Source organism: Rhodococcus sp. 14-2470-1a, from assembly GCF_002259425.1.
Lineage (GTDB): Bacteria > Actinomycetota > Actinomycetes > Mycobacteriales > Mycobacteriaceae > Rhodococcoides > Rhodococcoides fascians_E.
The window spans coordinates 139570-161065 of the sequence record NZ_NPFZ01000024.1 but is presented as its reverse complement, the minus strand read 5'-3'; the positions used below and the strand labels follow the sequence as shown (position 1 = coordinate 161065).

At 64.8% G+C, this 21496-nt stretch carries 18 protein-coding genes; 8 read left to right on the top strand and 10 right to left on the bottom strand.

Annotated features, from left to right (window positions below):
* Positions 1-32: 32 nt before the first annotated feature.
* The gene (locus CH292_RS12110) at positions 33-1070 is read right to left on the bottom strand and encodes an acryloyl-CoA reductase (RefSeq protein WP_094654836.1); all 1038 of its coding nucleotides are present in this window, start codon (positions 1068-1070) and stop codon (positions 33-35) included.
* A gap of 322 nt (positions 1071-1392) precedes the next feature.
* Here CH292_RS12110 and CH292_RS12100 point away from each other — a divergent pair, with 322 nt between their 5' ends.
* Positions 1393-1944, top strand: coding sequence for a ribonuclease H (locus CH292_RS12100; RefSeq protein ID WP_094654835.1), 552 nt, complete (start codon positions 1393-1395; stop codon positions 1942-1944).
* Positions 1945-1976: 32 nt separating this feature from the next.
* Here the strand turns inward: CH292_RS12100 and CH292_RS12095 are convergent, their stop codons facing one another.
* The 4 genes from CH292_RS12095 to zapE form a co-directional block, all read right to left on the bottom strand.
* On the bottom strand, positions 1977-2939 hold the full coding sequence (locus CH292_RS12095; protein WP_094654834.1) for a pirin family protein: 963 nt from the start codon (positions 2937-2939) through the stop codon (positions 1977-1979).
* Positions 2940-2952: 13 nt separating this feature from the next.
* Positions 2953-3336: a MarR family winged helix-turn-helix transcriptional regulator gene (locus CH292_RS12090; protein WP_371828043.1), complete on the bottom strand. Its 384-nt coding sequence runs from the start codon at positions 3334-3336 to the stop codon at positions 2953-2955.
* Between the two features lie 55 nt (positions 3337-3391).
* Positions 3392-4483: an LLM class flavin-dependent oxidoreductase gene (locus tag CH292_RS12085; protein WP_094654833.1), complete on the bottom strand. Its 1092-nt coding sequence runs from the start codon at positions 4481-4483 to the stop codon at positions 3392-3394.
* Between the two features lie 218 nt (positions 4484-4701).
* Positions 4702-5634: a cell division protein ZapE gene (zapE, locus tag CH292_RS12080; RefSeq protein ID WP_094654832.1), complete on the bottom strand. Its 933-nt coding sequence runs from the start codon at positions 5632-5634 to the stop codon at positions 4702-4704.
* Positions 5635-5682: 48 nt separating this feature from the next.
* Here zapE and CH292_RS12075 point away from each other — a divergent pair, with 48 nt between their 5' ends.
* Entirely contained in the window at positions 5683-6204 is a 522-nt protein-coding gene (locus CH292_RS12075) for a TetR/AcrR family transcriptional regulator (protein WP_020112438.1), read from the top strand.
* A gap of 40 nt (positions 6205-6244) precedes the next feature.
* Positions 6245-7315, top strand: coding sequence for a glycerophosphodiester phosphodiesterase family protein (locus CH292_RS12070; RefSeq protein ID WP_037139988.1), 1071 nt, complete (start codon positions 6245-6247; stop codon positions 7313-7315).
* A gap of 16 nt (positions 7316-7331) precedes the next feature.
* On the opposite strand, the gene CH292_RS12065 is transcribed toward CH292_RS12070, so the two are convergent.
* A complete protein-coding gene (locus CH292_RS12065; RefSeq protein ID WP_094654831.1) occupies positions 7332-8234 on the bottom strand; it encodes an oxidoreductase in 903 nt (300 codons plus the stop codon).
* A 34-nt stretch (positions 8235-8268) separates the two neighbouring features.
* On the opposite strand from CH292_RS12065, the gene CH292_RS12060 reads away from it, so the two are divergent.
* The gene (locus CH292_RS12060) at positions 8269-8469 is read left to right on the top strand and encodes a hypothetical protein (protein WP_020112436.1); all 201 of its coding nucleotides are present in this window, start codon (positions 8269-8271) and stop codon (positions 8467-8469) included.
* A gap of 40 nt (positions 8470-8509) precedes the next feature.
* On the opposite strand, the gene CH292_RS12055 is transcribed toward CH292_RS12060, so the two are convergent.
* Positions 8510-10552 (bottom strand): HNH endonuclease signature motif containing protein, encoded by a 2043-nt coding sequence (locus tag CH292_RS12055; protein WP_094654830.1) that lies wholly within the window; start codon positions 10550-10552, stop codon positions 8510-8512.
* Between the two features lie 104 nt (positions 10553-10656).
* Here CH292_RS12055 and CH292_RS12050 point away from each other — a divergent pair, with 104 nt between their 5' ends.
* The 4 genes from CH292_RS12050 (at position 10657) to CH292_RS12035 (ending at position 16644) form a co-directional block, all read left to right on the top strand.
* Positions 10657-11514 carry a hypothetical protein gene (locus CH292_RS12050; protein WP_094626569.1) on the top strand — a complete coding sequence of 286 codons (858 nt, stop codon included), beginning with the start codon at positions 10657-10659 and terminating at the stop codon, positions 11512-11514.
* Between the two features lie 11 nt (positions 11515-11525).
* Positions 11526-12299 carry a putative protein N(5)-glutamine methyltransferase gene (locus tag CH292_RS12045; protein WP_094654829.1) on the top strand — a complete coding sequence of 258 codons (774 nt, stop codon included), beginning with the start codon at positions 11526-11528 and terminating at the stop codon, positions 12297-12299.
* A 91-nt stretch (positions 12300-12390) separates the two neighbouring features.
* Positions 12391-14724, top strand: coding sequence for an endopeptidase La (gene lon, locus CH292_RS12040; protein ID WP_094654828.1), 2334 nt, complete (start codon positions 12391-12393; stop codon positions 14722-14724).
* Between the two features lie 51 nt (positions 14725-14775).
* Positions 14776-16644: an ABC transporter ATP-binding protein gene (locus tag CH292_RS12035; protein WP_020112433.1), complete on the top strand. Its 1869-nt coding sequence runs from the start codon at positions 14776-14778 to the stop codon at positions 16642-16644.
* On the opposite strand, the gene CH292_RS12030 is transcribed toward CH292_RS12035, so the two are convergent.
* From CH292_RS12030 to CH292_RS12020, 3 genes are all read right to left on the bottom strand, one after another.
* Positions 16645-17640: an iron-siderophore ABC transporter substrate-binding protein gene (locus CH292_RS12030; RefSeq protein ID WP_019666938.1), complete on the bottom strand. Its 996-nt coding sequence runs from the start codon at positions 17638-17640 to the stop codon at positions 16645-16647.
* Between the two features lie 123 nt (positions 17641-17763).
* Positions 17764-18978, bottom strand: coding sequence for a lipase family protein (locus tag CH292_RS12025; RefSeq protein WP_094654827.1), 1215 nt, complete (start codon positions 18976-18978; stop codon positions 17764-17766).
* A gap of 170 nt (positions 18979-19148) precedes the next feature.
* The gene (locus CH292_RS12020; RefSeq protein WP_094654975.1) at positions 19149-21449 is read right to left on the bottom strand and encodes an ATP-dependent DNA ligase; all 2301 of its coding nucleotides are present in this window, start codon (positions 21447-21449) and stop codon (positions 19149-19151) included.
* Positions 21450-21496: the final 47 nt, after the last annotated feature.

The following is a 21496-nucleotide window of genomic DNA, read 5'->3' as shown; positions in this document are numbered from 1 at the left end:
GACACGCCGGAACTGGATCCGAGCGCCGCGGCCTACGCGAAGCCTCCGGAGACGGCGACGACCGTTCGGCCGGTGACGCCACCGCCGGAGATCGAGTCGAGAGCACTCGCGACGTCCGCCACGGGCACCTCGGTGGTGAGCGCCGACAGACGCTGCGGGCGCAGATCGGTTTCGAGTTTCTGCCACAGTGCCCGGCGCTTGTCGATGGGGAGTAACACGGAGTCGATGCCGAGCAGAGACACGCCGCGCAGAATGAACGGAAGCACCGTCGTCGGCAGCTGCGCGCCTCCGGTCAGACCGCTCGCGGCGACAGCGCCGCCGTACCGGACCGTGCTCAACGCATGTGCCAGCGTCTTGCCGCCTACGCAGTCGACGACGCCGCCCCACTCCGCCTTGCCGAGCGGACGCGGCTTGGCATCGGGATCCTCCGGCAGCCGGCCGACGACCCGCGATGCACCCAACTCTGTCAGCACTTGCGTGGCGCCTTGCTTGCCGGACGATGCGACCACGTCGTAGCCTGCGGCCGAGAGGAGGTCGACGCTGACCGTCCCCACTCCGCCGCTGGCACCCGTCACCAGCACCGGCCCGTCGGACGGAGTCACGCCCGCCGCCTGCAGCGCACGCACGCTCAGTGCCGCGGTGAAGCCCGCGGTGCCGATGGCCGCGGCCTCACGGGTGGACAGGGTGGTCAACGGCACCACCCACTCGGCGGGAACGCGCGCGAACTCGGCGTAACCACCGTGCTGCGCAGTACCGATGTCGTACCCGTGCGCAACGACGCGCTGACCCACCTCGAACTCCGGCGATGTGGACTCCGCAACGGTTCCCGCGATGTCGATGCCAGGGACGATGGGGTACTCGCGGACGACTCCACCCTTCGGCGTGATCGCGAGAGCATCCTTGAAGTTGACCGACGAATACTCCACGGCAATCGTCACCGACGGACCCGACACCTCCGGCAGAAACGACGCGTCGACGCGTTCTCGCGTGAGCGTGATGCCGTCGGCCTCCCTCGCCACCAATGCTTCGAACGACGACGGGATGGATTCTCCTGGCGCTGCAGTTGTCACGATTCGAGTCCTCGGTGAGTGCGAATGTGTGATCGACCCTGTCGGGTGCGTTCTCGGATGCTTTCCCACACTACCCATTCGGACACCCACACAGCCTCGAGAGGTCCTCGGCCCCGAATTCCGAGGCCCGCAGGCTCCACTCCTGCCTCCTCAGGTCGTTCCGCAGGCTCCACTCCTGCCTCCCCAGGTCGTTCCGCAGGCTCCACTCCTGCCTCCCCAGGTCGTTCCGCAGGCTCCACTCCTGCCTCCCCAGGTCGTTCCGCAGGCTCCACTCCTGCGCGGCGCCTGTTGTTTGTCGGTGGGGCGAAGTAGGGTCCTTCCCGTGATCATCGTGAGTACTGACGGTTCGTGTCTGCGGAATCCGGGTGGCGCCATCGGCTGGGCCTGGGTCAACCACACGGGGCCGTCCAACTCCGGTGGAGAAGCGTCGGGAACCAACCAGATCGCCGAGCTTCGAGCGCTTTTGGAGGCAATCCTCGCGCACCCCGGTGACGAGCCGATGCTCATCGAGTCGGATTCGCAGTACGCCATCAAGTGTGCTTCGGAATGGCTGCCGGGGTGGAAGCGTAAGGGCTGGAAAACCGCGGGCGGATCGCCGGTACGCAACCTGGAATTGGTGCAGAGCATCGATCGAGCAATCGCGGACCGCAGCGGACCTGTCCGATTCCGCTGGGTCCGTGGACATGTCGGCAACCACTTCAACGAGGCAGCCGACGCGCTCGCCGGTGAAGCTGCTCGCGCCGTCGCCTCGGGCAAAGCGGGCCCCAGCAAACCTGTTGCTACCGCTGCCAGCACGCCTGCCGCTGCCAGCACGCCTGCCGCTGCCGCACCTTCCCGTAGCGAATCCCTCGACGAGGTCGCTACTCTTTTCTGAGGCTCGAGCCGAACGCTCGCAGCGCCCGCACCTCAGTGTTTCGGGGCGATGCGAGCGTTCGGTAGTTCGGGCGCAGGAAGTCTGAACCCCGGTATCCGGTACCCATCGACCGTGCCGAACTGCCCGTCACGCTCCGCATGCTCCGCTCCTTCCCAGGCCTCGCGATAGGCCACGATGTCGTCGTGGGTGCGGCCCATGAAGTTCCACCACATCACTACTTCTTCGCCGAACGGTGGCCCGCCGAGCAGCAGCATTCGTGCATCGTCGGTGCCCGAGTTTCGCAGGGTGATGGCGCGATTGCCGGGCTGGAGGTATCCCAATTCGGCTCGGGCAAGGGTGCCGGATTCCGCGTCCTCGGGATCGGCGTCGTCAGCTGGGGGAAGGGTCTCGACGTTCACCGAGCCCTGGTCGACGATGATGCCGTGCTCGAAGGCCTCGTCGACGTCGAGTTGAACGGCACTCCCTGCGGGAAGGACGATCTCGGCGCCGAGGAGTGGTGTGAAAGTCGAGACGGGGGATGTCCGGCCCGCGAGAGATCCCAGGAACACCCGCAGCTCTGCGCCGCCCGTCGTCACGGCGACGGGGACGTAGTGCTGAAAGGCCGGCGCAGTGAATCGAGCGGACCCGGGCAGGGCGACCCACAGCTGCATGCCGTGCAGGATTCGGGTGTTGTCGGTCGAGACTTCCGAGTGGGAGATTCCGCGGCCCGCGGTCATGAGGTTGAGCTCGCCGGGGTGGACAAGTGCGTGCGAGCCGATGCTGTCGCGGTGTTCGATCTCACCGGTGAACAGCCAGCTCACGGTCTGCAGCCCGGTGTGGGGGTGCGGCGGGACGTCCATGCCTCCGGACGCGGATACGTCGTCGGGACCGTAGTGATCGGCAAAACACCACGCGCCGATCAGGGTTCGCTGTTTCGTCGGTAGCGTCCGCCGGACGTTCATGGCGCGAGGGCCGCCGAGTGGAACGTCGCGTGGGGTGATGATTTCGAGGTTCATGGGAAACCGCCTGTCATGAGATGTCCTTCTGCGCGAGCCTCAGTTTGGTGCACAGTGCCGTCAGTGTTCGCAGTTCCTCGTCGGTCAACGCGTCGCCGACGTATCTCCTGATGCGCGACGCGTGCTTCCGTCCGATCTCCCGTTGCACAGCGAGGCCGTCGTCGGTGAGGCCGACGACGGTTCCGCGTTTGTCGTTCGGGTCCGGCGTGCGGGTGACCAGTCCGAGCTTCTCCAGCCGTTCGCAGAGTCGACTGAGCGAGGGCTGGGTCAGCAGGATCTCGGCGTTGAGGTCGTGCAGACGCAACGTTCGCGTCGGGCAATTGCCGAGCGTGAACAGCACGTCGTACTCGCGCAGACTGATCGGGCCCCAAATGTCGTCGGCGGTGAACTTGCGCATCAGCGCCACCTGGGAGCGAAACAGCGCCTCCCAGGCGACAACCGACAGTTCGGTGCTAGACGGCAACAGCCGTCTCCTTCTCGGCAAGCATGCTCGCGTGCGTCGGCGGGTTCTCGGGAACCCCGGCCGGGCGTCGTGCGGCGAACTCCGCGCGCAGCGTCGGTACCACTTCCTCGCCCAGCAGATCGAGCTGCTCGAGGACCGTCTTCAGCGGGAGACCGGCGTGATCCATCAGGAACAGTTGGCGCTGGTAGTCGCCGAAGAAGTCCGCGAACGCGAGTGTCTTCTCGATGACCTGCTGTGGTGAGCCGACGGTCAACGGTGTCTGCTCGGTGAATTCTTCCATCGTCGGGCCGTGTCCGTAGACGGGTGCGTTGTCGAAGTACGGCCGGAACTCGTTCACTGCGTCCTGGCTGTTCTTGCGCATGAACACCTGACCGCCGAGGCCGACGATGGCCTGGTCCGCGCGGCCGTGCCCGTAGTGCTCGTAGCGTTGGCGATAGAGGTCGATGAGCTGAATGTAGTGCTCTTTGGGCCAGAAGATGTTGTTCGCGAAGAATCCGTCACCGTGGTACGCGGCGATCTCTGCGATCTCGGGGCTGCGGATCGAGCCGTGCCATACGAACGGCGGGATGTCGTCCAGCGGGCGAGGCGTGGAGGTGAAGCTGTCGAGCGGAGTCCGGAAGTTGCCCTTCCACGTCACGACGTCCTCGGTCCACAGGCGTCGCAGGAGTTGGTAGTTCTCGAGCGCGAGGGGAATGCCCTGACGGATGTCCTTGCCGAACCACGGGTAGACCGGCGCGGTGTTGCCGCGGCCCATGATGAGGTCGACGCGGCCGTCGGACAGATGCTGGAGCATCGCGTAGTCCTCGGCGATCTTCACCGGGTCGTTGGTCGTGATGAGTGTCGTCGACGTGGACAGGATCAGCTTGTCGGTCTGGGCGGCGACGTACCCGAGCATCGTCGTCGGTGACGACGGCACGAACGGCCGGTTGTGGTGCTCACCGGTTGCGAACACGTCGAGACCGACTTCTTCGGCATGCTTGGCGATGGTGACCATCGCCTTGATCCGCTCGTTTTCGGTGGGTGCGCGACCTGTGGTGGGGTCGACTGTCACGTCGCCGACGGTGAAGATTCCGATCTGCATGGTGTGCTCCCTGGCCGAATCCCTCGAACGCATTTTCATGCGTTTGCATTGACTTCTACTCTAACGGGAGTTTGCCGGGTGGTATTCCATGCCGGTGCCGAGAAATTTCCGAAAAACTTTCCATCCGGACCCATCCAGCCTTTCACCTGCGGCGAATGATGGATGAGACGCCCGCGGCTGCTGTCGCCCCCGACCGCCGTCAGCTGTGGGCGTCTCCCTTACTTCTCGGCTCCGGGACGTGTCGACGCCCGCGAATGCCGAAGCTGATGGAGCCTGCTCAGCGTCCTCTTCAGATCGACTCCTCCCGACGAGACCGAGCCGAGGCCTTCCCGGTGACCGTCGGCGAACTCCTCCAACGGCACCCGTGCGTGAAATCGAGTCCTGATGTCCGCGTCGTACAGGATGTCCACGAGATTCGAGAATCTGCGCACTGCGTCGTCCGACGCCTGGGCAAGTGCTGGTATTTCCCTGATCGTCAGTTCTGCGCCCGCGTCGAGCCGATCGACGATGGCCAGGTAATCGCCCGTCGACCTCGGGGCCTCGCACAGGTCCGCGAAGGACTCGCCTGCGGCAGTTCCGGTGGTGGACCAGGTTCCCGCGGAGAATCCCGAGGTCTTGGGGTTCGCGTCGCCCAGGGTGCGGTAATCCACGGGTCCGTCGACGCACACCACTCGGAGGTTCGCTTTCAGAACCTCGATGGTCGGGAGGAATGCGTCGTGAAACAGCGGATTGGGCAGCAAGCCGTCGGGTGGGTAATTGGACGTCGCGACCACGGCGACAGCTCGTGCCCACAGGGCGTCGAGCATCCGGGCGATGAGCCGTGCGTCGCCGATGTCGTGCACGTGGAATTCGTCGAAGCAGAGCAATCGGGTGGGGCCGATCAACGCGTCGAGCGTCGGTTCGAGCTGGAACCGATGAACGAAGTACGACGCGTGCAGGTCACGGAAAAAGGTGTGGAAGTGCAGGCGTTTCTTGGGCTCCGGTGCGGCGCCGAAGTATCTGTCCATCAACCAGGTCTTGCCTCGCCCGACGGGTCCCCACAGGTACAGGCCGAGCGTGTCGGCCTCGGTGAGAAGGTCGACGACGGAGTGCTGCGACGGGTCCAGGTCGAAATCGGCGGCGAACGCATTCCGGGGTACTGGTGGCCTCATGGGCGCCCACTCTACATATGTAGAGGAAATTGGCGTATGATCCACGTCATGGACAGAAGAGCTGCGATCGCGGACGCGGCGATCGACGTCATCGCCGATTCCGGACTCCGGGCACTGACCCACCGCAAGCTCGACGACGCCCTGACGCTGCCGGCCGGCTCCACGTCGTACTACTTCCGATCGAAAGCCGATCTGTTCGCCGCCGTGATCGCCCGGATCACCGAGACTTCGCGTGCCGAGTTCACCCACCTGTCGACCATCGAGGGTGATCCGGTCGAAGTGACGGTGCGGTACCTGGACCACCTCGTCACGGAGAGAGCCGCCCAACTACGCGCCCGGCACGTGCTGATGCTCGACCCGACGGTGTCCGACGCCGACCGCGCCGCGCTGGCGGGCAGCCTGTTCTCGGGGCCTGGTGCCGTCGAACTGTTCGGCGACGCCGAGGTCGGAGCCGGCTACATCGCGTTGTGCGAGGGGTTGGTGACCTCTGCCCTCGGGGCCCGCGCCGCACGCACGGAAATGTTCCGAGCGCCTGTTGTCACTTATCTGAAGGGTGCGGGGAAGCTCTAGTTCACGGAGTCGACGCTTCTCACCCCTAGCGTCGAACGGCATGCGACGACTACCAGGTGCCGCGCTCGTCTTGACCGTGCTCGCAGCGGTCACGTTCACTGCATGTTCGTCGGCCGAAGCGGACCGGTCGCCGGATCCTCGACCTCAGCCGTCGAACGGCGAGTTCGATCTACAGGCGCACCGGGGTGGACTCGGCCTCGTCTCCGAGAGCACCCTCGAATCGTTCACCACTGCACTGGAGCTCGGCGTGACCACGCTGGAACTGGACACGCAGATCACCGAGGACGGGATTGCCGTCGTCACCCATGATCGGCAGGTCTCGTCGAAGAAATGTCTGGACACGGCACCTGTCGTCGAGCAGGATCCCGAGTTCCCCTACGTCGGCAAGTACGTGAACACGTTGACGCTGGCGCAGATTCGGACCCTGGACTGTGGGACGTTGCGGCTGGCGGACTATCCGGAGCAACGAACGGTGCCGGGTGCGCGGATGCCGACGTTGGCCGACGTTCTCGAACTTGCCGCCAGTGCCCCTGGGATCAAGCTGAATGTCGAAACCAAGGTCGAAGCGGCAAGCCCGACGGAGACGGCACCTCGTGAGCAGTTCGTCGACACCGTCCTCGGCACCATCCGTGCCGCTGGGATGCTCGACAGAGTGACGATCCAGAGCTTCGACTGGGGCGCGCTGCAGCGGGTCCGGGAAGTGGAACCCGCACTACCGACCGTCGCGCTGACGAACGGTGAGTTTCTTCAGATCGGTCAGTCCGGGAGGTCGCCATGGCTCGGTGGCGTGGACATCGACGATTTCGACGGTGACCCGATTGCCGCGATCCGCTCGTTCGGCGCATCCGGATTCTCACCGGTTCAGGGAAATCCGCAGAGCGGCAAGGTAAGTGACCCGGACTTCGAGCTGTACGTGACCCAGAAGATGATCGACGACGCCCATGCCGCTGGAATTCGGGTCATTCCGTGGACAGTCGACGACCCCGAGACCATGAACGTCCTGCTGGACATGGGAGTCGACGGGATCATCACCGACTACCCGGACCGGCTACGCGCGGTGCTGAGCGACCGGGGTATGCCGCTACCCGCTTCGGTCACGGTAGGCGGCTGACCCGCATGTCGGTGCGTCAGCCGAGGTCGTACACGACTCCGGTGAGTCGTTCACTTGCTTCCCAGAGCTTTTCGGCGAGCTGGCGGTCTTTTGCCTTGCCGGAGAGCTTTGCCGGAGCGGGAGCGCCACGGGACTCGAACAACCACTTCGGGCCCGTGTACGACCCCGGTCCACCCTTCTCGAGTGCGTGGAGGGTAGGAAGTGCGCCGGCTTTCGCGGACTGCGAGATGATCGGCAGCCCGACGGCCGCGACGAGGGACGCAATCTTGGAACTCCCCAGGCCGTCGGGACTCGAGTACAACTCGGTCGACGAGATGCCGGGGTGGGCGGCGTTGCTCGTGATGTCGATCTTCGCGGCATCGAGACGGCGCTGAAGTTCCAGTGCGAACAACAGATTCGACAACTTGGAATTGGCGTAACCCCGCTGTGGGTTGTACCCGCGCGTGGCCTGCAGATCGTCGAAATCGAGTTTCGGTGCTTGCTTGTGGGCGACCGAGGAGACGGTGACGACGGTGGCCTTGTCCGACGCGCGAAGCTTGGGGAGCAAGTGGCCGGTCAACGCGAAGTGGCCGAGGTGATTGGTACCGAATTGAAGTTCGAAGCCGTCGACGGTCGCGCGCCGCGTCGCAGGCATCATGACGCCTGCGTTGTTGATGAGGACGTCGACGCGGTCGGGAGCCGATGCCGCGAAATCACGCACCGAGCTCAGATCGGCCAGATCGAGTTCGGCAGTGTCCACGACGCCGCCGGTGCTGTTGGTTTCTGCGGCAATCTTGTCCGCCGCTGACTTGGCCTTGTCCAGGTTGCGGCAGGCCAAGGTCACGTGGTCGCCTTGCTTCACCAACTGGAGCGCGGTGAAGTAACCGATTCCGGTGTTTCCGCCGGTGAGGATGACGCGTCGCTGCTTGTTGTCTGGCACCCGACCAGGTTACCGGCGAGTTTAAGATGTGGCCATGAGTGAGCCGATCGACCATTTCCCCGCAGGCACCGGACGCCCCGCAGCAGGCGCATTCTTCGCCGCCGGCTTCACATCGCTCGAGGCGTTGGCCGGGCAGTCGGAATCGGCGCTCGCACAGCTCCACGGCGTCGGACCCAAAGCGCTCGGCATCGTGAAGGCCGCCTTGGAAGCAGAAGGACTCGGGCTCGAACCCTAGTACGAGTCATTACGCAGGCTCCACTCCTGAATCCTCCTGCTCAGAACGGCGGTGGCCGGTACTTCTCGCGTTCGGCGACCACGGCGCGATGCTCGAGGAACTTCTCGCGGAGGTATAGCGCGTCGGCTCGGCACTGCGGATCGTCGAGTCTTGCGATGTCCGCCAGACTTGGTGCGCCGCCGTCGGTGCGCGGATTCAGGAGCCTCCAGAGTTGGCAGTCCTCGTCGGTGATGTTGGCTTCCCACCACGTGGGTTCGTACAGCTCGTCCGGCGGGTCGGTTAAGTCGTCGTGGCGGTCGATGTTGTTGCGGGTGTCGGATCGACGGGATGCGCCCCTCGACGTCGGTCGGGACGGCATGCGGAATCGACGGACGTGGACGAAATCCCCGGGGATGTCGACTGTTCCGAACGCGGGTGGGGTTATGTGCTGCAGCCCAGCCCCTGAGTGCCAATAGATTCCGTCTCCGTCGAGCTTGGTGCACGCCCACAGTCGCAGAGTCTTGGCCTGATGGTGGTACGGGCACAGTGGATGCAGATTTCCGAGAACGGTCCAGCCTCCGGAAATCGGATCTCGATGATCGAACGGAACGATGTGGTCGATGTCGCAACGGGCAGCCGGTACCCCACAGTTCGGGAACGTACAGGTGTGATAGCTCGCGCGAACCAGCGCGACCAGAGCAGCGCTCGGCCGGTAGGTGAGGGCTCCGGGCGGAGGCGTGCAGAATCCACCGTGTCCGTCGGGGTGCGGGCCCTCGGCGAGCGACGGGTCGAGTGCCACAGCGTCCATGAACGCAGCAATCGCCGCGGACAGCGCCGCTTCTTCCCCGATCGCCGATGCACGCGAATTGTCCTTGGCCCGCTGCGTAGTAGTCGGCAGAGGCGCTGGAGGCCGTGTTCGGCCGCGGGCGACAACCCGCCGAGCACGAGCAGCCTTACGCCGACCGCGCCGTACTGGATGTTGCGCCGGTGGTCTGGGATTCGGTGCGTCAGTAACCTTGGTGCCGCCATCGTCGTCGTCACCCCCGTCCGAACCCTCGTCCGAGTTGCCGGCACCGTCGTCGTCGAGATCGTCGGCCGATTCGTCGTTGTCGAGGCCACGGCGGTCACGTGCGGCGGTCAGGGTTTCGGTGAGCAGGACCTGCCAGCGGGAGTCGGTGGCGAGGAGTCGCACGGTTTCGGCGTCCAGAACTGTGCCGTCGGACAATGTGGCCGGCTCTTCGTTCAGCCCGAGAATGGTTTCGATGTCGATGTGAATGTTCAGCAGGTACGGTCGCCGGTTTGGGTTCTTGGCATCGACTCCGCGAAACGGGCATTCCTCGCTCCCGCAACGGCATTGGAGCGCATCTTCTCGGTGGATCAACGCGAGTAAGGCATGTCCGCGTAGTTCTTTCTTGGTTCGTGGATCTTTCGGGCAGACGGTCGCTACGTACTCGTCGAGGAGGGCGTCGCATTCAGCGCCCTCGAGCACGCTCATCTTCGACACCAGGGTGGCGATGCCGGAGTCGTTGCGGCGAATCTCGGCGCATCGTTCGTCGGCGAGCGCAGCTTTCTGTGCAGCCGCGGCTTCGTCCGGGTCGTATTGGAACCAGCGGCGCCAGATGTTCTCCCGCAGCGCTTTCGGAGCGCATCGCTGTGCCGCGGCGAGAATATCTGCCTCCAGAGCCGACACAGTCTCGTCGCTGGCGCGGAGCAGGGTCAGAACTACCGTTCGGACACGGCCGTAGTCGAGGTCCCCGGCCGTGAAGGCGGCATCGATTGCCGGCAGACGCCAGAACAGATGGTTGGCGACAACGATCATCTGGCGCGCAACAGTCCGTGTCGTCGACATGGACACTGCTGCTTCGTATTCGACTGTGTGTCGGGCGCGATCGACGTTCGGTTCCTCACTGCCGTGCTCTGCACCCAGTGCATGCACGTCCATCTCTGCGCACAGCCGTATCTCGTAGAGATCTTGCAACTCGTGGATCACCACTGCCGACGCTCGGTTCTCCGCCCGCCGTCCATCCGACAGGCGCGTCAGTGACCGCGATGCCGCACTGTCTGCATCGGATCGAACCTGCGTGGAGCCCCCCGGCTGTGCCATGCCACCTAGAGTAATCGAACATCAGTTCGAACGCAACAGCGAACGATTCCGGTTGTGTTGTCGCAGTGGTCGCTGCTGAGGAGCCGGTGTGAGACGCTGGGTGCATGGTGAGCGTGGGGGCGTGGTCGCTTGCGGACAAGGCGTCGAGACTGGGGTGGAAGACGGTCGGAAGACGTGTCGACCTCGACGGCGACCAGTCGTGGTTGCGGGGGCCGGTATCGGGTCCGGGCGTCGTTCGGGACAGGTGGCTGCAGCAGGAGGCGGAGCGCATCGGTGGGCGCGTCGTACCCGGTTCCTCGTCGGACGGTTTGCTGCACAGCTTCGATGCGCTGGCCGGTCCGGAGTTCGACCCGAGCGCGATCGACCCTCGCATTCGCGAATTCTACGAGCACACTGCTCGGTGGCGCATGGATGCGTGGACGCAGTGGACGACGGGTTTCGGGCTACCCGGCGCGGCCATCGAAGCGTTGTACGGCAAACGCGTGCAGCAGCTTGCTCTTCCGGTGCAGCCTCTGGCGGTGGCACACGGTGTGGACAGTGAGGTCACGGAGATCGTCGACGCCGGCGGCCGGCATGCCGGCTCTGCCTGGTTGCGAACTCTGCGGAAGACCGGCGACTACATGTACAGCGGTTACTACCGCGCTTCGACGCTTCCCTCGGCGTCGGGTCCGAGCGTCCATGTGACTTTCCCGTTGGAGGACGGCAACGTCCAGGTTTTCCTGAAACCGACAGTGGGCGAAGGAGGTTCGCTCGTTCTGACGTCCCCGTCGGGTAGGTTCGGGCAGGACGGCGCCTACACGGTCGTGTTGGACAAAGGTGCATGGTACGCGGCCAGAGCGCCGATCCACGAGGTCTTCCATGTCTACGTCGACGACGAGGGGGTGCTGCGGACCGATCATGTGCTGAAACTGTGGAACGTGACCGCTGTCCGGCTGCACTACCGCCTCACGCCCCTCGGCTGATCTCGGGTCCGATGTCCGCGCCTTCCTTCGACGAGATCGTCCGGGTGTTGCGCGCCGCGGGCTGCGTGTTCGCGGAAATCGAGGCTCGGCTCCTCGTGGAGGCGTTCGGCGGAAGCGCTCTGGAAAAGGCTGTCGCACAGCGAGTCGACGGCACTCCACTGGAACAACTTCTCGGGTGGGCGGAGTTCGCTGGTCTGCGGATATCGGTCGCGCCCGGAGTGTTCGTCCCCCGTCGCAGAACCGAACTCCTCGTGCACGCCGCGGTCGACGCGGAGCCCGGGGTTGTGCTCGACATCTGTTGCGGATCCGGGGCAGTCGCCGTTGCGATCGCACACGAGCGGCCCGGGGTGGCGCTGCATGCCTCCGACATCGCACCCGCTGCAGTCCGCTGTGCGCGTCGGAATCTGGAGCCCGTCGGAGGTCACGTCTATCGAAGTGACATGTACAGCGCTCTGCCGCACAGTCTTCGGGGAACCGTCGACGTCGTGGTCGCCAATGCCCCGTACGTTCCGACCGGGGCGATCGGTTCCATGCCGTCCGAGGCGAGGGACCATGAGCCGAGAGACGCTCTCGACGGAGGTGTCGACGGCCTCGACCTCCAGCGCCGAGTGGTCGAGGGGGCGGGGGAGTGGCTTGCTCCTGCGGGCCGCATCGTGGTCGAAACCAGCGTTCGGCAAGCGCAGGGCACCGCGGCGCTCGTCGCGGCGTCGGGTTTCGAAGCGGAGATCGTCAGATCCGAGGAACTGGACGGGACGGCAGTCGTCGGGCGCAGTCGCGGACGCTGATTCTGCCCACGGAGAACACGCTCACCACGGGGAACACCCGGAGCACACGTGAAGTTGAGTCCACATAGCTCAACCGACCGGAGGTGCTGTAATGCCCGAACCCATCCGCCTACCTGTTCTCTTTCTGACCGACCCCGTCGTTCTGCCCGGGATGGTCGTCCCCGTCGAACTCGACGAGTCCGCGCGCGCTGCCGTGGACGCAGCACAGGCTTCCAACGACGGAACCTTGCTCGTTGCTCCTCGGCTCGAGGACCGATACGCCGCGTACGGCGTGGTTGCGTCCATCGTGCAGATGGGACGGCTCGCGACCGGGGAGGCTGCCGCAGTCCTCAAGGCCGAGCGCCGCGCTCACATCGGTCACGGTGTCAGCGGGCCCGGTGCTGCCCTGTGGGTCGAGGCCGAAATCGTCGACGAATCCGCCGTCGACGGTAGTGGTGGAACTGCCGAGAGCACCCGAACGCTGGCCACCGAGTACAAGCAGCTCGTCGTCGCGATGTTGCAGCGCCGCGACGCGTGGCAGGTCATCGAGTCCGTCAACAAGCTCACCGATCCCGGCGCGATCGCCGACACCGCGGGGTACGCGTCGTACCTGACCGATGTGCAGAAGAGGCAGCTGCTCGAGACCCCGTCCGTGCACGATCGTCTGACACTGCTGATCGAGTGGACCCGGTCCCATCTCGCGGAGGTCGAGGTCAACGACAAGATCTCGAACGATGTGCGCGACGGTATGGAGAAGACCCAGAAAGAGTTTCTGCTGCGGCAGCAGCTCGCCGCGATCCGCAAGGAGCTCGGCGAGGACGAACCAGACGGCGCCGACGACTACCGCGGCCGCGTCGAATCGGCAGATCTCCCGGATGCGGTGCGCGAGGCCGCACTTCGTGAGGTCGGAAAGCTCGAGCGGGCGAGTGATCAGAGTCCCGAGTCCGGGTGGATCAGGACGTGGCTCGATACCGTCCTGGACCTGCCGTGGTCGGTCACCACGACCGACACGACCGACATCGATTCGGCACGAGCGATTCTCGATGCGGACCACCATGGTCTGGACGACGTGAAGGATCGTATCGTCGAGTATCTCGCCGTGCGGGCGCGTCGAGCAGAGCGCGGCATGGGCCTCGTCGGTGGACGCGGATCGGGTGCGGTCATGGTGCTCGCGGGGCCGCCCGGAGTCGGTAAGACGTCGCTGGGCGAATCCGTGGCGCGTGCGTTGGGCCGCAAGTTCGTTCGTGTCGCACTCGGTGGCGTTCGAGACGAAGCGGAGATTCGCGGACACCGGCGTACCTACGTGGGTGCGTTGCCCGGGCGAATCGTCCGCGCCATCGGTGAGGCGGGTTCGATGAACCCCGTGGTGCTGCTCGACGAGATCGACAAGGTCGGTTCCGACTACCGCGGCGATCCCAGTGCCGCTCTGCTCGAAGTTCTCGATCCGGCGCAGAATCACACTTTTCGGGATCACTACCTGGACCTCGATCTCGACCTCTCCGACGTCGTGTTTCTGGCGACAGCCAATGTGGTCGAACAGATTCCGGGACCTCTGCTCGATCGGATGGAGCTCGTCACCATCGACGGGTACACCGAGGACGACAAGGTCGTGATCGCGCGGAACTATCTGCTGCCGCGTCAGTTGGAACGTTCTGCGCTCACGTCCGACGAAGTCGACGTCACCGACGATGCGTTGCGAAAGATCGCTGCCGACTACACCCGTGAACCAGGTGTGCGTCAGTTCGAGCGTCTGCTCGCCAAGGCTCTGCGGAAGTCCGCGACAGCACTGGCAGGGGGAAAGGCGACGGTGCGTATCGACGAGGCGGGACTCGTCGAGTACCTCGGCCGACCGCGTTTCACTCCCGACGTTCACGAGAGAACCGAAGTGCCGGGTGTGGCAACCGGTCTCGCCGTGACGGGACTCGGAGGCGACGTGCTGTTCATCGAGGCGTCGTCGACGGAGGGCAAGCCCGGACTTGCGCTGACGGGTCAGCTGGGTGACGTCATGAAGGAGTCGGCGCAGATAGCCCTGTCCTACGTGCGATCTCACGCGGCACGATTCGGCATCGATCCGCAGGTGTTGGACCGCAGCATCCACGTCCACGTACCGGCAGGTGCCGTACCCAAGGACGGTCCGTCGGCAGGCGTCACGATGGTCACGGCACTGGTGTCGATGGCGACGGGACGGCCGGTGCGGTCGGATGTGGGAATGACCGGCGAGGTCACGCTGAACGGTCGGGTCCTGCCGATCGGCGGAGTCAAGCAGAAGTTGCTGGCCGCGCAACGGGCAGGTCTGAAGACCGTTTTCGTTCCCGCGAGGAATGAACCGGATCTGGACGACGTGCCGGCCGAGGTGCTCGCCGCCCTCGACGTACGTCCGATGACCGACGTCGCGGACATCGTGGATCTCGCCCTGGAGGAGGCTGCTGTGTCCGCAGTGGCGTGATGTGGCGCGTTCCTTGACCTCTACCTACATCGAGGTTCTAGCGTTGCCGGTATGAGCATGGAAGTCACGGCCTGGAATCAGCTGTATCGGACGATGCATGCGTCCGAGCAGAGCACGCAGTTCTCGTCGGTCACGGCTCGGCGGATCCTGAGGTTCGCCGAGCCGCACCGCAACAAACTGATCGGGTTCGTCGTTCTGAGCGTCGTGCTCGCAGTTCTGGCGGTCGCGACGCCGGTACTGGCGGGACGCGTCGTCAATGCCATCGTCGACGGCGACTCGTTCGATGTCGTGCTGTGGCTGTCGGTGGCGATCGCACTGATCGCCGTCGTCGACGCGGCGTTCGGTTTGGTGAACCGGTGGCTGTCGTCGAGCTTGGGTGAGGCGTTGATTCTGGATCTGCGCACCGCGGTGTTCGACCACGTTCAGCGGATGCCGATCGCGTTCTTCACCCGGACGCGCACCGGTGCTCTCGTGAGCCGGTTGAACAACGACGTGATCGGAGCGCAACGCGCCTTCAGCGACACGCTCTCGGGCGTCGTGAGCAACCTCGTCACGCTGATCCTGACGCTCGTCGTGATGATCGGGATTTCCTGGCAGATCACGTTGCTCGCGTTGATCATCCTTCCGGTCTTCGTGATACCGGCCAGCCGGATGGGCAGGCGACTCGCGAGGCTGCAACGTGAAGCAGCCGAACACGATTCCGCGATGAGTACGCAGATGACGGAGCGGTTCTCCGCGCCGGGTGCGACTCTGGTCAAGCTGTTCGGCCAACCGGACTTCGAGTCGCGCGAGTTCGCGGTTCGCGCAGCTCGGGTCCGGGACATCGGCGTTCGGAGCGCCATGGTGCAGACGGTGTTCGTGACTGCGCTGACGTTGGTGTCGGCCCTCGCGCTCGCCGTCGTCTACGGTCTCGGTGGTTTCTACGCGCTGAAGGGACAGTTGGATCCGGGTTCGGTTGTGTCGCTGTCTCTTCTGTTGACCCGGTTGTATTCACCGCTGACGGAGCTGGCCAGCGCACGCGTCGAAGTGATGAGCGCTCTCGTCAGCTTCGAGCGTGTCTTCGAAGTCCTCGACCTCGTACCGCTCATCGAGGACAGTCCCGACGCCGTGGACGTCCCCGACGGGCCTGCTGCCGTCGAACTACGCGACGTCAGGTTCGCCTACCCGTCGGCGGACAAAGTGTCGCTTGCCTCGTTGGAGGAAGTGGCGACGCTGGATTCTCGTGGCGGCGACGAAGTGCTGCACGGCATCTCGTTCGTCGCCGAACCTGGGCAGATGATTGCCCTGGTCGGTACATCGGGCGCGGGCAAGTCCACCGTCGCGCAGCTCATCGCTCGGTTGTACGACGTCGACAGTGGATCCATCCTGCTGGGCGGCAAGGACGTCCGTGATCTGAAAGCGGATTCGATCAGAGGTGCCGTCGGGATGGTGACGCAGGACGGACATCTCTTCCACGACACGATCAGGTCCAACGTTGTGCTGCCCCGGCCGTCGGCCACCGACGACGAAGTCTGGGACGCGTTGCGTCGGGCACGGCTCGAAGATCTGGTGAAATCTCTGCCCGACGGGCTGGACACCGTCGTCGGAGAGCGCGGTTATCGGTTGTCCGGAGGTGAGCGGCAGAGACTGACCATCGCTCGGCTGCTGATTGCTCGGCCACGGATCGTGATTCTCGACGAGGCGACGGCGTCGCTGGATTCGACGTCGGAGTCAGCGGTCCAGGCTGCGCTGTCCGAGGCGCTCGCGGGCAGAACCTCGGTTGTGATCGCGCACCGACTGTCGACGATTCGGGCCGCCGACGCCATCCTGGTGGTGGAGGCAGGTTCGATCGTCGAGCGGGGAACACACGAAGAGCTCCTCGCAGCGGGTGGCCGCTACGAGGAGCTGCATCGAACTCAATTCGCTACCAGTGGATCGTGATCACCCTGCAGGAGCGGGCACGACCGTCGCCGGGTCGTTGTCCGCAGCGGCGGCGAGCATCGGGGTGAAGCCGTCGATCGCGTAGTCGAGCGAGAGCGGGCTCGAATATCCGAGAGCGGACGGAAGGTCCTGATCGAACGAACCGATGTAGGCGGTGCGGTCCTCGGCGACGGCGGGCAGCTGCGCGAACAGTGGGTTGGCGGTGAGCTCTTCTCGGCTCTTGCCGGCGACGACGATCACGTCGGAGTTCAGCTGGGTGAGTCCCTCCAGGCTGACGGTCTCGGTCTTCTCCGGAACCTGGAAGCCGAGGTCGGTGAAGAACAGCGCACGGATGTCGTCGGAACCGAGGATCATGTAGCTGCCGTCGTCCATGAGGAACGTGAGTGCGAGCGTCTTGCCGGCGAACTGCGGGTTCTCGTCCTGCGCCGTCTGGAATTTCTGTTCGAGTTCGGCGGTCTTGTCCGCGGTTTCCTGCTCCTTGCCGAGGGCCTTTCCGATGACCTCGAACTCCTGCTGCCAGGTGGCAGCGGGTACGTCCTCGTACCCGCCGATGTCGGCGATCGTCGGAGCCATCTCGGACAGCTGGTCGTACTGGCCCTTCTCGATGAAGGAGTACGGCCCGAGGATCAGATCCGGACCGGCCGCCGCGATCTGCTCGAGGTTGAGGTCGGTGCTGCCGACCTCGGGGATCTCGGTGCCACCGAGTGCGTCCTGTGCCCAGGGACGCTGGCGGTAGTCGTAGCTCAGGTTGCCGCGGGTGGCCACGGGCTTCACGCCGAGCGCGAGAACGAAGTCCTGCTCGTTGAACCCGATCGTCACGACGTTGGACGGTTCGCTCTCGATGGTCGTCTGGCCGAACGCGTGGTCGATGGTGACCGGAAACGCCCCGGACTCGCCGCCCGACTCGGACGACGACGAACTGTCGTCCGAAGAGCACCCTGCGGCCAGGGCGATGGCGGCCGCACCTGCGGCTAGCTTGAGAACACTGGAACGCACGGAAAACTCCTCGCATCGACAACGTTGTGCGAGGTAAGGCTAACAAAATCGGATGGTCGTCCCGCGGGCTCCACTCCCGGGCCTCGAACCGATCGAACGTTCAAGGCCCGGTTCGGCCGGCCGTCAGCAGTTGCTGGGAGCGGGCACGCCGTTGAAGCGTGCGTCGATCCATTCCAGCGCCTGAGGCAATCCGAGAACTGCAGCGGTGAGGTGATCATTGCTGGGAACGAGCACTTCGGTGACCGGAACGCCTGCGGCGCAGTAGCGGCCGACCGTGTTGCTGATGGCCGAGACAGGAATGAGCGCATCCGTCGGGCTGTGCCACTCGAAGTACGGGGCCTTGGGGACACCGGGGTAGAGCTCGACGCTGTTCTCGTTGACTGCGGCAACCATCTCGGGGCTGTCGATCAAGTCGATGGAGTTGGCCACCTGCATCGCGCTCTTGCCCGCACCGACGGCGATGATGTCGTTGGTGCACGCATTCTGCAGCTGCGCTGCCATCTGCTGACCGAGCGGGTTGAGCTGCTCGCTGATCGGAATGCGCGTCGGGTACTCACGCTCGAGACCCAGAGCCGCCGCGAATGCGAGTCCGAAGACCGGGTGCGGGTTGAATCCGAGGTCGCGTGCCATGCGCTCGAGGTTCATCGGTGCGCCGCCCGCTGCGCTTCCGACGATGTTCAGCTCGGGTGCGTAGTCGTTCTGCAATGCCGCAGCCCACGCGGTGGCCATGCCGCCGCCCGAGTAACCGGCGAGTGCAACCGGGCTCTGCTGAACCTGCAGCGGATCGAAACGCTGGGTCGCCCGAATGCTGTCGAGGACGATCTGCCCGCCCATCTTGGCCGCGCCGTACGCGCTGTTCGGTCCCAGATGGTCCGCCATGTTGATGGTCCAGCCACGCTGCAATGCGACGTTCAGTGCAGGAGCCTCACGGATCATCAGGTTGGGGTCCTGCGTCCACAAGGCCTGCGACGGCGCGCACTGCAGACCGAGTGCGTTGATGATGTGCTGGTAGGACAGCAACGGCCCGTTCGGAACCTTGTTCCGCGGTGAGAATACCGTCGTCACCGCCGCGATGGGATCGCCGGCAGAGTTGGTCGAGCGGAACCGGATCTGCCACACGTCGGTGTCGAGGAAACCGGCGGGAGGCGGCATGGGCCGACTGGAGATGATGTCACCTGGATTCTTGGCCTCCAGGTCCGGCACGGGCGCATAGAAGACGTCGGAGATCGGCGTCGGTTCCAGAGGATTGGCCGCTGCGGTGCCCGTCGATATCACCGCGGAACAGGCGATCGCCGCTGCCGTGATACTGGCAGCCCCGACCAGTTTGAGTGCGCGCATGACGTTGGGTTCCCTCCCGAAAGCTCTGATTACTCGAGCGAATGTTGCTGTCCTTCTACCCCACCGAATGCGATATAGGGAAAAGCAGTCCGCTCGTTACGCCGCCCCCCGGCAGCGATCACCGAAGACTCCGAGATTTTATGGCACGCGGCTACAAACTGACCAGTCGGCTAGGGATCGTTCTCGAGAACCACGTCAGTCGGCTGTTTGTCGTCACGAACGCCACGCCAACTCGGGTGCCTGAGGTGCATGGAGTCCGTCCATTCGTAGAACCGAACCTCGCCGACGAGCGACGGTGTGACCCATACCGCATCTTTTCGGTCGGCGGTCGGGAGCCGTTCCTCGAACGGCGACTCGTCCGACTCCAGAGGCGAGAGCAGCGCGGCCAGAGTGTCGAGTGCAGAGTCGGTGAACCCCGTTCCCACCCGGCCCAGATACCTCAGTCCGTTCGGGCCGGGAATGCCGACGAGCAGAGAACCCAGACCACCGCCGCGCCTACCTTTCCCGCGTCGCCACCCGCCGACGACGACTTCTTGTGTTCGCCAGTTCTTCGTCTTGATCCAGGTGTGCGCGCGTCGACCTGGCTGGTACACGGAGTCGACACGCTTGGCGACGACGCCCTCCCAGCCACGCTCGACGCTGGTGGCCAGAGCTTCTTCTGCCGTGCCCGTGAGCGCCTCGGGCACCAGGACCGACTCCAGGCCGGTCGTGAGGAGTTCGAGCAGCTTGCGCCGGTCCGAGTATTTCTTCTTCACCAGAGACGTGCCGTCGAGGTGCAGTAGATCGAACGCGATGAACTTCACGTCGGTACCGGAACTCGATTGCAGCAGCTCGAAACTCGTCGATCCGTCGGCAGCGAACACCACGGCCTCGCCGTCGAGGACGGCCTCGTGGTCGGCAAGATCCGCGGCCAGCGCCGAGAAGGCGCGGAACCGCTCGGTCAGATCCTTGCCGGTCCGAGACTCCAGTTTCATCTCCCCGTGGGACATCCGCGCGACGACCCTGAAGCCGTCCCACTTGCCCTCGAACGCCCATTCGCCGTCGGGCAGGTCGGTCACGTCGCCTGCCGTCGCCAACATCGGCTGAACGCTCTTCGGTAGCTCGGGTGCATCCTTTTCTTTCATCAGGTGCATGAGCCACTGGTTTCCCTTGGTGCGGATCAACGCGAAACGGCCCTGTGCCCGAGTGCCTTTCAGAACGACGATGACCTCGTCGTCACGCCACTTCTCGAGTTCGTAGGTGCCCGAATCCCAGATGGTCACCTCGCCGCCCCCGTACTCGCCCTTGGGGATGGTGCCCTCGAAGCGTGCGTACTCCAGTGGGTGATCCTCGGTGTGCACCGCGAGGCGGTTCTGAGCCGGGTCGTCGGGAATGTTCTTGGGCACGGCCCACGAGACCAGGACACCGTCGTGCTCGAGGCGAAAGTCGTAGTGCAGGCGCCTCGCATGGTGTTCCTGGATGACGAACGTGTCGTCGTGGTCGTGGTCGTGTTCGTGTTCGTGTCCAGGGGTAGTGCCGCGAGGTTCGGCGGCGTCGGGCACGGGTTCGGGCGTCTTCGACGCGCTGCGCATGCTGCGGTACTTGGTGAGCTTGTCCGGCTCGCGGACCTCCAACGGCGGATCGAGGTCGGCAAGCAGATCGCCGTCGTCGTGGTACCTGCGCAGGACCTCCTCGAACCGAAGCTGGTGCAGACCAGGTGATTCCAGCTCGTCCCAGGAGCGCGGGGCGGCGACGGTCGGCTCAGATCTGCCGCGCATCGAGTACGGCGCGACGGTCGTCTTCTTGCCGTTGTTCTGCGACCAGTCGACGAACACCCGTCCGGTTCGCTTGGCCTTGGCCATCGTCGCCGTGATGCGGTCCGGTGAGCGCTCCTCCAGCAACGTCGCCACACGCTTGGCGACGGTCGACGCCCCCGATGTCGTGAGCGGCTTCTCCAGCGGCACGTACAGGTGGATGCCTTTGCTCCCGCTCGTGACCGGAAACGCCGTGAACCCGATCTCGGCGATCAGATCGCGGATCTCGCAGGCCACCTCGGCGCACCGGGCCAGGTCGACGTCGTCCCCGGGATCCAGATCGAACACCATGCGCGTCGCCGGTCCGGGCTGACTGCCGTCGAACCGCCATTGCGGGACATGGGCCTCGATGGCAGCTTGCTGCCCGAGCCACGCCAAGTCCGCCGTGGTGGAGAACAACGGATACGTCACCACCCGATCGGAATGCTGCATGTCCCGGCGATCCAGCCATTCCGGCGCCGACGACGCGAGATTCTTCTCGAAGAACGACGACTGCTCCACACCGTTCGGCCACCGCTTCCGAGTCACGGCTCGACCGGCCAGATGAGGAAGCATCGCAGGCGCAATCGTCGTGTAGTACTCGATGACCTGACTCTTGGTGGTGCCCGTCTCCGGGAACAACACCTTGTCCAGGTTGGTCACCGAGACCTTCCGACCTGCGATGTCGAGCGTCGCCATGATCGCCACCATAGTTTGGCCGTCGCCGACGTGGGACATGATGGAAG